A 9,999-nucleotide genomic window follows, 5' to 3' on the forward strand; every position below is an offset into this window, starting at 1 on the left:
TTGTTTCCAATGTGTCTTAAGAGTTAAAAATTACTATTGTTTATCTACCCATTTTTTGCCCCACTCGTTTATTTCGTCCTCTGCCCACAGTTCAGGGTAGAATATCACCTTTTGAAAACGGGGAGGCAGGTATTTTTGCCAATTGGTACCCCCGGTAGCATCTATGGTACCATCACCGTTTTTGAGGTAACGCACTGCCGACTTAAAGTGCGCCAGGCGCCAATCTACATTCATGAGGGTGTCAAACTTGCGCAATGCTTCTTTCATTTGCTCTTTTTGCGTGTCGGTAGTTGCTGGCTGTGGTACAAGCTTGAGGTAGATTTGCCATAAATTATTGGTGCGGGTAGCTTCACCTAGTAAAATAAAGTCGGTTTTGTATTTTTCCTGAAAGTGCTTAGAGGTAATCGTTTCTTCGCCAGTGGTGTCGTCAGTAGCGCCGGCTTTCCAATAAATGTACTGAAACATATCACTAATTTCATCATTAGGCGCAAAACTACTTTTGTGTTTTTTATTGACAAGATTGATAAAATCAGTTGCCCAGATTTCTATTTTGCGTATTTGCGCCGACTGGAAACCACTGGCAGGCAATAGTGCCATTCTAAACTGACGAAACTGTTTTACGTCCATTCCCTCAATCATTGTGTCATAACTAAATGTGAGAATTTGGAAGAATAAATTGATACGCTTGAGTTTGGTGATAAAAAAATCGGCAGTAATATTTTCTTCAGTGGCAATTTGCTCTATTTCGCTCAGTATCAGTTTAAAATAAAGTTCAGTGACCTGATGATACACAATAAAAATCATTTCATCAGGAAAGTCAGTGCGAGGGTTTTGCAGACTCAATAGGGTGTCTAGGTGGACATAGTTCCAGTATTTTAGATAATTAGCGTGAAGCAAACCTTCGAGATTGTCGGTCAGACTTTGTCCGGTGAGGCTATATTTTTTTTTTAGTTCGCTTAGAAGATTGTCTACCAACTCAGGGTCAGTTTCTTGTTTATCAGAGTAATTCATCGTGTGTTGCGTTATTTCTTAGGGTGTTGCCCGCAAAACAGGCATTACAAGGTTTTTTGTCAAAATTAGATTTTTTGGATCAAATCCTAAACTTTTTGACAGAAACGTCAGACTATTTTTTAACTGGAACTAGTAACAGTTGCCAGAAAAACAGAGAAAAATGGAGCCTCCACCAAAAATATTGGTAATTTGGGGTAACCTTATCCTTTGATTACCAATAAATACTAAATTACAATGTATGCCCCATGAGTGAGTTGAAAACAGTGAGTCGTGCAGAGCGCTTGATCTACCTCGTAACCATTGTTGTGTTGTTGGGCATTATAGCATATATGTATTATTCCAGCAAGAGCGCCCATATAAAAACCGAAGTGCTCAACCAAAGGTCAGAACAATTGCAACAAGAACTCAAACAATTAAATCATCAGATTAAGCGCAAAGAAATAGAAATAGACCAGGTAGCCCATAGCAAAGACATAGTATTGAAAAATACCCAGCTTCAACTGGAACGGGAACTTAAAAAACTGAAAATACAACGAAAAATCATTCAACAACACTTGAAAGATATAGGAGTGTTCAAAGAAGAAAAAGTAGTCAATACCGAAAAAATACTTCGTTTAAATAAAGAGTTGCTCACGGCGAAAAACAATTTACAAGCAACAAAAAAAAGCATTCCCCGCTTGATTAGAGGTAAGATAGACTCAGTAAAAAAACAAGATAGTTTGCAAATAAACCGTATAAGGCAGCAAAACACCCAGTTAAAACAACAGGTACGTCAAAGCCAACAAAAACAGCAAAACCTAAGCAGCCAACTCAAAGCACTGGAAAAACGCAGGCGTTTGTTGTCATCCCCCCTTTTAAGGATAGAGGTATTTAGCGATGCCTCCAAGTTGCGTTACAGTAAGTTGAGTCGTTATATACAGCTCTATTTTACCATCTTACCCAACCCTATCAGAAAGCCTGAGAACAAGTTGATTAAAGTATACCATCTGTTGTATAAATACGAGCACAACAAAACCCAGATGAAGCGTCGCCTGATTACTACAATTCCTTACCGTAAGCAAAAGCGATTGAATAAATCGATCAAATACAATAACCGCAAGCCCTTTGCAAAGGGAACCCACGTGTTTGAAGCAGAGGTTGATGGAATGGTACTGGCGAGTAAAACTGTAAATGTAGAGTAGACGTGCTTTTTTGAGTGATTTTACACTTCATAACCCGGTTATTATTTAAAATCATTAGTAAATTTGCCAGTGGTTAATTGAACTGTTTTATAAAATGAGCTTAAGGGGAGTACTTTATATAAAAGTACAAAACTCATCTAACCGCAGACCTTCAGGTCAAGCTCTGTGTAGCTAATCCATTGAACTTCGTCTTTGATCGTTGCACTTCTTTGGGATTACTTTATTTTTTCTGTTTTACTTAAGCAAAGAGATGCTTGAAAAGTACTTTAAAAAATATTATTTTTATAAAACAAGTGACAACAAAAATAAAATAGCTTTTTCGTGGAAAAAAAATTAAAACTATATGTGTTTGCAGCAAGCTTTGTTTTAATGCTAATGTTGATTTTCTTTACCCTGAAGCCTGTCTACTTACGGGCGTCACAGCCAACCAAGAAAGTGTTTAAAACGGAAAACCTTAAGTTGGTATTGCAAAATTACTTCAACAAGGTAGCCACTGCTAATTTGTCTGCACAAGAAAAAGATCGTTTTGCAAATAAGATTATTTCGCGTTGTGAAAGTGATGGCATTCTGGTTTTTTACCGCTATAAAGACACCAAAGTGCAAGACACCCTGTCATTGGCAAGTTACCTTACACGTCTTAAAGTATTGGGTTATAGGCAACCCCGTGTAATGGCAATACAACGCAATGCCCAACAAAAAGCGGTAACTGAGTTGAGGATTGTTGAAGATAGAAAGAAAACAAAATCAGACATTTAGCATGAGCAAAGAACTACACACGGTAAAAAATGAGCGCATTGTCTACCTAATGATTATTACATTATTGGTGTTGATTTTGGCTTATGTTGTGTTGATGAACGGCAACGACCGTGAAAAAAAGAGTTTACTCACTGAGAGTGAAGCTACCCTACGAAAAGAAATAGGGCAACTTGATAGGGTGATTCAGGAGCGCGAAACCCAGGTAAAAGGGCTGACTACCAAAAATAGCAAACGTAAGCAAGAATTGGTAGAGGCGATCAATGCTTTGAAAAAACTCAAGGTTGAAAAACAAAAACTGCTCAAAAATGTACAAAATCTCAAGCGGGAGCACAACATTAACCTAAGACGCATTACCGACCTTAACGCCAAGATTGTAAAGCTGCGAAAAAATGTAGCAGAGGTAAAAGAACGGTATGCCAATGCGCCCCGCAATGTAGTTGACAGCAGTATACTGTTGGTGTTGAATCAGTTAAAAAACGAAAACTCCTTGCTATTGGCCGACAAAACCTACCTGAGTGAAAGAGTAAGCAACCTCGAAAACAAAGTAAGTAGTTCGCTTCCGGTGCATGTGCAAATGGCTGCCGAAAAAAAAGGAAACCAACAGGTGAACCTTACTTTTTTTGTGTTTCCTAACAAGGCACACCAACAAATAGATCGCTTGATTAAGATTTTTCATTTGCGTTACAAGTACAACAAGGTCAAAAAAGATACAGAGATAGAGCGTGTACTTATTACTACCCTCGACTATAAGAAAAAGCGCATGACCAAACGATTTGTTTACACCCCAAAAAAAGAGTTTGAAGCAGGTACGCATATCTTTGAGGCAATGACTGGAGGCGAAACTTTGGGAAGCAGTAAGCTAAACATTAGCGAAAAGTAAATGCAATGGTTATGAAAAAACAATGGATTGTGTTAGTGTGCCTGTTGGCAATAGTAGGTGTTGGGTGTATACCTGCGACTAGCTTATGGAAGATACTGATGAAGGTAACGTGGGTGAAAAAGTATGACCATAAAACAAAGGCAAACACCTATGTGCCCAAGTTTACGAAAGAAATACAAGCCCTCAACGGCAAGCAAATTACCATCAAAGGTTACCTTATACCAGTAGATTTATACGGCGATGGCGACTTTGCCATTATATCGGCTTTGCCAGTAGCGAGTTGTTTTTTTTGTGGAGGAGCTGGTCCCGAAACTGTGATGGAGGTGTATACCAAGCAAAAAATTAAAGCCGATAAATCAGGTAAAGTTACCTTTAGAGGTAGGTTGGAGCTCAACCCTGACAATGCCGACCACTTGATTTATATTTTACGCGATGCTAAAGTGATGTAAAACCCCTTACCAAATTTATGAAAGCAATTACAAGCATTTGTATCTTGTGTGTATGTATGGTGGCTTGCACCAGTGCTAAAAAAGACAATATGCATAGCCAGGATAGCGCTCCTGTTTTGACAAATATAGATAGCCAAAAAGCGGTAGACTCTACTGATAAAGCTACCATGGGCGATACTACTAAAACTGATGAAATTATCCCTCCAAGTATTCAAACCTTGGATACTACCTTAAAATGGGTAAATTATGAGTTTGTATTTAGTGAAATTACCAAGCAAACCTTTGAGCAAAATTTAAGGTATAGCAACCCAACCCACAAGAAGTATCATCAGTTATGCAATAATGTGCCTAAGAAAAATTACCCTACTATAGACTGTGCCGACACAGTAGAAGCACTTCAGCTGAAAAAGCATGGGGAGCTTGTGCAGGTGTTCCCAATAGAGGGCAAGGCCATTGAAGGCAAAAAAAACAAAGGAAAGCGTTTTGCCTTCGGTAACCGCAAACAGTTTCGCCTGACTGATAATCTGACTTATGGAGGTGCAGGCAATGCTCATTACTTTAGAGAAATGATTGAACTCAAAGATCAACCATATTTTGTGTTTTTTCGGCAAAACTGGGAAGGGGCAAATTACTTAATGGTTTCGGGCAACACAGGCAAAAACTCTACCCTCAATGGTATGCCCCAAATATCTCCCAATCAGGAGTATGTTTTTACCACGCCTTATGATGCCGGAACTTATCATAATTTTTTGGGCGTAGAACTATGGCAGGCAACACTTACACAGTTGACCAAGGTTTTCAGTTTAAATATTGATGTAGGTACACCTTGGCGGAGCTATTGGCTAAACGATCAAACCATTATGGTTGAAATAAGAGAAGGAGCTGTAGACAACTATACCTATCGTTATGGCAAAATAAATTTGCGTAAGCTACCCAATAGTAAATAATAAAATGCCAGGCTTATATTGGTAAGCCTGGCATTGAAATTCTTTTGAGCCAATGCTATTAAATCTCCAGATTGATTTTATAAGTGTACTCCTCTACAATCATATTGGCGAGTAATTTTTTGCAAGCTGTTTCGGTCTTTTGTTTAGCCTCTTCCAGGTTTTCTGCCTCAAGGTTCATTACAATGTGCTTGCCCACTCTAATATCATTTACATTGTTGATCCCCAAATTACCCAAACCCAATTTTACGGCTTTTCCCTGAGGGTCTAATATCTCGGCGCGAGGCATAATATCTATTTCAGCTTGAAATTTCATTGTCTGTCAAGTTAGAAGTTAAAACTACGGGTTCAATTGAGTTGCAATTAACGAAGGTTCACGCATAATTAAAAAAGCCGATTATAGATTTTTTGTTTTTAAATAGTTGCAAGCCGTTAGTTTCAAACCATAAGTGCCAGCAAATTACTCAAAAAAAGGGTAGTTAGCACCGTATCATGGGTAAGATAACCCTGCTTATAGCGCTTACTTATCTAAAAATTGACTCCTTGATGATTGACTAATTTCTTGCCTTGGTTGGCAATTACAAAAGGGACTTGGTTGATGTCCCACTTGAGTACCAACCCTTTGGCAACCCCATCAGCAGCTTTTTTTCCGTAAAGCAATTGTACCAAATACAACGCTGCCTCAAAAGAACGGGCTCCTCCGGCAGAAGTAATATATTTGCCGTCGTGTACAAACCACACCTTGTCCAATATGTTGAGCTTTGGAAAGCGTTGGCGGTATTTTTCCACGTCCCCCGGAAACGTAGTAGATGCCACGTTGTCGAGCAAACCGGCTTGTGCCAGAACAAAAGCTCCGTCGCAATGCGATGTGACATAACGCGCTTCTTTGTCTACTTTTTTTACAAAGTTGATCATAGTAGTATCTTTCAGGTCAGTGTCCAGGTGATGCTCAGCACTAGGCACTACCAACACATCTATCTTAGGCAGTTTGTCTTCAGTATAACTATAGTCTGGCAATATTTTTACTCCCTCAAAAGTAGTAATGGCTGCTTTGCTTTTGGCTACAGTAAACACCCTCATTCCAGGCTTGGCGTGAAAAATAGTATGTTGAAACATATCTATAGGCGCAGTCAGCTCGGTGTTAAAAGTACCATCCATAATCAAAAAAGCCACATTGAGTGTGTCGGTAGGCTTGTCTACCTTGGGTAAGGCAATTTGGGTGGTTTTTTTAGCTACAGTTGTATCTGCGTGAGAGGTTTCATTTTGCTGGCTTTGAGGTTGGCAAGCAACCATCAAAGCTACGATTGCCAATATAGGCAGGCAAAGGTGTATGTTCTTCATTATGTTTGTGTATGAGATTATTGGTAAACAAATTCAAAATAAGGGCTCTAATTGCGTAAAACACCTGTCAGGTTTGTTCTGTATTGTTTCAGCAACCTGACAGGTGTAAATAACCGATTCATGAACCACGCCACATAAAATCACTTAGAACCAAAAAAAGTATTACCAAAAGCTAACGCTCCTTTGGGTAACTGGAGTTCAGTTTCTTTGCTAAAGAAATAAGCAGACCAAGGAAGTCTGGAGTTCGTGGGTCTGCTTAGTAAACTGGAGTTTTCGTTTTTGAAAAGAGTTTTGTGATGAATTTTTGGCAAGTACTAACTAATCACCCTTTTTAAAGTCCAGTATAGCCAATTGCTATTAGCCACGCAAGAAGCTACATCCCATCCTTCACTTCCCAATTCGGTAAGCATTGTGACTACCTCGCCATAAGTACCCGTGCGGGTAAATTCTTCACCGTTAGGCAAATTACAACGAAGGTTGCTAGAGTCCCAAAGCCATTCTACGCTGGCGTATTCAAACCGTTGATTGTTCATAATTGATTTTTTTTATTCATAAGATTTTGATGATGCTCAAGCTACAAGATTTGCCAAATAAATTCTATAATCAGGAAGTGTTTTTTATGACAAGGCAGGATTATTTGCTTGCTTGTTGCCAAGCCGATAAGTTGACAAATGAGCTTGAAGACAACTCAAAAAATGATGAATGACCAGCAGTCAAAAACTTAGCAGGGTTGACATTGAGCATAACCGAAGCTATGCACCGTTTTTTTTGAGAAGAATGAGGGCAATAGATACACTTTAATGGCTCAAATTATTTAGGAAAGATCACTTAAAGCCTATTTCTTGGATAAATGCCGTAATTTTGATAGCTTGCCAAAGCTTTAGGGGTGTGCTGTGAAGTAATTATTTTATTTTGCAGGACTGAGATAATACCCTTTGAACCTGATGTAGTTTATACTACCGGAGGGAAAAGTGACCAAAATACTGCTATTCTTTAGGGAGGCTGCATTACATACCTGAATGCCTTCCCTGGTATTTCCTCATTTTTTTTCCCCAAGTACCGTTCAAAAGTGATCGTATTCTCCTAAGTTCATCATAAGATATAAATTTGTGGCAGCAATACGCCTTGGCGTTTAGGGCTGGTTACTTATAGCTTAAACAAAAATGGAAATACACATCAATCAAAATACCTATAGTTTCGATGCATCAAAAACCATTGATGAAGTGCTCGAAGCGCTGGATTTGCCCCGACACAAAGGCGTGGCTATAGCCGTGAACAATGCTGTAGTGCCTCAACATCAATGGGCAAGTTATGACCTCAAAAATGCCGACAAAGTATTGTTAATCAAAGCATCGGCAGGAGGGTGATTTTTAAAATGATTGCATTGTTAGCAAAGCGAATAGAAAGCACCTCACCAATCATTAAAAAAAGAGTTATTATAAAATACTAGATATATGAAAAAGCAAGATCGTGTTCCAAATCAAAATGTGATAAGCAGAGACCCTTTTCCTGCTTCTAAAAAAATATATGTAAAAGGTAAAATTCACGACATAGAAGTGGCGATGCGTGAGATTGAACTGGAGGATACCATACACCAGATGACAGGCGAAAAAGAGCCTAACGCTCCCGTAACTGTGTATGATACAAGTGGTCCTTATACTGATCCCAATGTTGAAATTGATGTAAAAAAAGGCTTGAAGCGCTTGCGCGAAAAATGGATTGTAGATAGGGGTGATGTAGAACAATTGGAAAACATCACGTCGAGCTATGGACAGGAACGCCTCAACGATTCCTCTTTAGATTCGCTTCGTTTTGAGCACCTTGCCAAGCCTTACCGTGCCAAAAAAGGTAAGAATGTCACCCAAATGCATTATGCCCGCAAAGGCATTATTACCCCCGAAATGGAGTACATCGCCATTCGCGAAAACCGACGAATAGACGAGCTCAACGATAAGGGACACCAACACGCGGGCAATAGCTTTGGTGCATTTACTCCAAAAAATCACATCACCCCTGAGTTTGTTCGTCAGGAAGTAGCCGCTGGGCGTGCCATTATTCCTGCCAATATCAACCACCCCGAAAGTGAGCCAATGATTATTGGGCGAAACTTTTTGGTAAAAATCAACGCCAACATCGGAAACTCAGCTGTAACTTCAAGCATAGAAGAAGAAGTAGAAAAAGCGGTATGGGCGTGCCGTTGGGGTGCCGATAATGTAATGGACTTGTCAACGGGTAAAAATATTCACGAAACCCGCGAGTGGATCATTAGAAACTCACCAGTGCCTATTGGAACAGTACCTATTTATCAGGCATTAGAAAAAGTAAACGGCAAAGCTGAAGACCTTACCTGGGAGATTTTCCGTGATACCTTGATCGAACAAGCCGAGCAAGGAGTCGATTACTTTACTATTCACGCCGGGGTATTGTTGCGTTATATACCAATGACTGCCAACCGGGTAACAGGCATTGTATCGCGTGGCGGGTCTATTATGGCTAAATGGTGCCTGGCACACCACAAAGAGAGCTTTTTGTATACACACTTCGAAGAAATCTGTGAGATCATGAAAGCTTATGACGTGTCATTTTCTTTGGGAGACGGTTTGCGTCCGGGGAGCATTGCCGATGCTAACGATGAAGCACAATTTGCTGAGCTGCAAACTTTGGGTGAACTTACCAAAATTGCCTGGGAGCACGATGTGCAGGTAATGATTGAAGGACCTGGACATGTACCATTGCACCTGATCAAAGAGAATATGGACAAGCAGCTGAAAGATTGTTTTGAGGCACCTTTCTACACTTTAGGACCTTTGACTACTGATATTGCTCCTGGCTATGACCACATCACGTCAGCCATTGGTGCGGCAAATATTGGCTGGTATGGTACGGCTATGTTGTGTTATGTAACTCCTAAAGAGCATTTGGGCTTGCCTAACAAACAAGATGTAAAAACTGGAGTGATTACGTATAAACTGGCTGCCCACGCTGCCGATTTGGGTAAAGGACACCCAGGGGCACAAATTCGCGACAATGCCTTGAGCAAAGCCCGTTTTGAGTTCCGTTGGAACGACCAGTTTAACCTATCGCTTGACCCTGACACCGCGCGTGAGTTTCACGACGAAACCCTGCCCGCAGAAGGAGCCAAAGTAGCCCATTTCTGTTCTATGTGTGGTCCCCACTTCTGTTCAATGAAAATTACTCAAGAGGTACGCGAATTTGCCAAGAAAAACAACCTCGAAACCGAAGAAGCTTTAAATAAAGGGATGGCTGAAAAGTCGAACGAGTTTAAAGAAAAAGGAAGCGAGATTTATAGCTAGTTTTAGTCAGGAGTTGGGAGACAGGAGTCAATAGCCTCAAGTCCTTAGAAAGTGTTTTAAAAGGTGTTTAGGAGAGAAAATGTACTCAAACTATTTACTTTAGGGTTGCAAAACTTTCAAGAT

The 9,999-nt window shown here is 40.0% G+C and carries 11 protein-coding genes and 1 riboswitch; of the genes, 7 read left to right on the plus strand and 4 right to left on the minus strand.

Features of this window, described 5'->3' with window-relative positions; translation table 11 throughout:
• Positions 1–33 precede the first annotated feature (33 nt).
• A complete protein-coding gene (locus Q0954_RS02105) occupies positions 34–1,011 on the minus strand; it encodes a tryptophan 2,3-dioxygenase family protein (protein WP_299452992.1) in 978 nt (325 codons plus the stop codon).
• A gap of 245 nt (positions 1,012–1,256) precedes the next feature.
• Between Q0954_RS02105 and Q0954_RS02110 the strand changes: the two genes are divergently transcribed.
• The 5 genes from Q0954_RS02110 to Q0954_RS02130 all read left to right on the plus strand — a co-directional run bounded on the left by Q0954_RS02110 (position 1,257) and on the right by Q0954_RS02130 (position 5,224).
• Complete coding sequence (locus Q0954_RS02110; RefSeq protein ID WP_299452994.1) at positions 1,257–2,192, plus strand: hypothetical protein; 936 nt, start codon at positions 1,257–1,259, stop codon at positions 2,190–2,192.
• Positions 2,193–2,513: 321 nt separating this feature from the next.
• A complete protein-coding gene (locus Q0954_RS02115) occupies positions 2,514–2,948 on the plus strand; it encodes a hypothetical protein (protein ID WP_299452997.1) in 435 nt (144 codons plus the stop codon).
• Between the two features lies 1 nt (position 2,949).
• Positions 2,950–3,828, plus strand: coding sequence for a hypothetical protein (locus Q0954_RS02120; protein WP_299453000.1), 879 nt, complete (start codon positions 2,950–2,952; stop codon positions 3,826–3,828).
• An 11-nt stretch (positions 3,829–3,839) separates the two neighbouring features.
• On the plus strand, positions 3,840–4,277 hold the full coding sequence (locus Q0954_RS02125) for a hypothetical protein (protein WP_299453002.1): 438 nt from the start codon (positions 3,840–3,842) through the stop codon (positions 4,275–4,277).
• A gap of 17 nt (positions 4,278–4,294) precedes the next feature.
• On the plus strand, positions 4,295–5,224 hold the full coding sequence (locus Q0954_RS02130; RefSeq protein ID WP_299453003.1) for a hypothetical protein: 930 nt from the start codon (positions 4,295–4,297) through the stop codon (positions 5,222–5,224).
• A 58-nt stretch (positions 5,225–5,282) separates the two neighbouring features.
• Here Q0954_RS02130 and purS read toward each other — a convergent pair whose 3' ends face one another.
• The 3 genes from purS to Q0954_RS02145 all read right to left on the minus strand — a co-directional run bounded on the left by purS (position 5,283) and on the right by Q0954_RS02145 (position 7,095).
• A complete protein-coding gene (gene purS / locus Q0954_RS02135) occupies positions 5,283–5,537 on the minus strand; it encodes a phosphoribosylformylglycinamidine synthase subunit PurS (RefSeq protein WP_299453004.1) in 255 nt (84 codons plus the stop codon).
• Between the two features lie 212 nt (positions 5,538–5,749).
• The gene (locus tag Q0954_RS02140; RefSeq protein WP_299453005.1) at positions 5,750–6,562 is read right to left on the minus strand and encodes a DJ-1/PfpI family protein; all 813 of its coding nucleotides are present in this window, start codon (positions 6,560–6,562) and stop codon (positions 5,750–5,752) included.
• Between the two features lie 314 nt (positions 6,563–6,876).
• Positions 6,877–7,095 carry a hypothetical protein gene (locus Q0954_RS02145; RefSeq protein WP_299453006.1) on the minus strand — a complete coding sequence of 73 codons (219 nt, stop codon included), beginning with the start codon at positions 7,093–7,095 and terminating at the stop codon, positions 6,877–6,879.
• A 339-nt stretch (positions 7,096–7,434) separates the two neighbouring features.
• Positions 7,435–7,547, plus strand: a riboswitch (TPP riboswitch).
• 178 nt (positions 7,548–7,725) lie between these two features.
• Between Q0954_RS02145 and thiS the strand changes: the two genes are divergently transcribed.
• The gene (gene thiS / locus Q0954_RS02150; protein ID WP_299453007.1) at positions 7,726–7,929 is read left to right on the plus strand and encodes a sulfur carrier protein ThiS; all 204 of its coding nucleotides are present in this window, start codon (positions 7,726–7,728) and stop codon (positions 7,927–7,929) included.
• A gap of 87 nt (positions 7,930–8,016) precedes the next feature.
• Positions 8,017–9,876 (plus strand): phosphomethylpyrimidine synthase ThiC, encoded by a 1,860-nt coding sequence (thiC, locus tag Q0954_RS02155; protein ID WP_299453008.1) that lies wholly within the window; start codon positions 8,017–8,019, stop codon positions 9,874–9,876.
• Positions 9,877–9,999: the final 123 nt, after the last annotated feature.

The organism is uncultured Microscilla sp., from assembly GCF_947493425.1.
Lineage (GTDB): Bacteria > Bacteroidota > Bacteroidia > Cytophagales > Microscillaceae > Microscilla.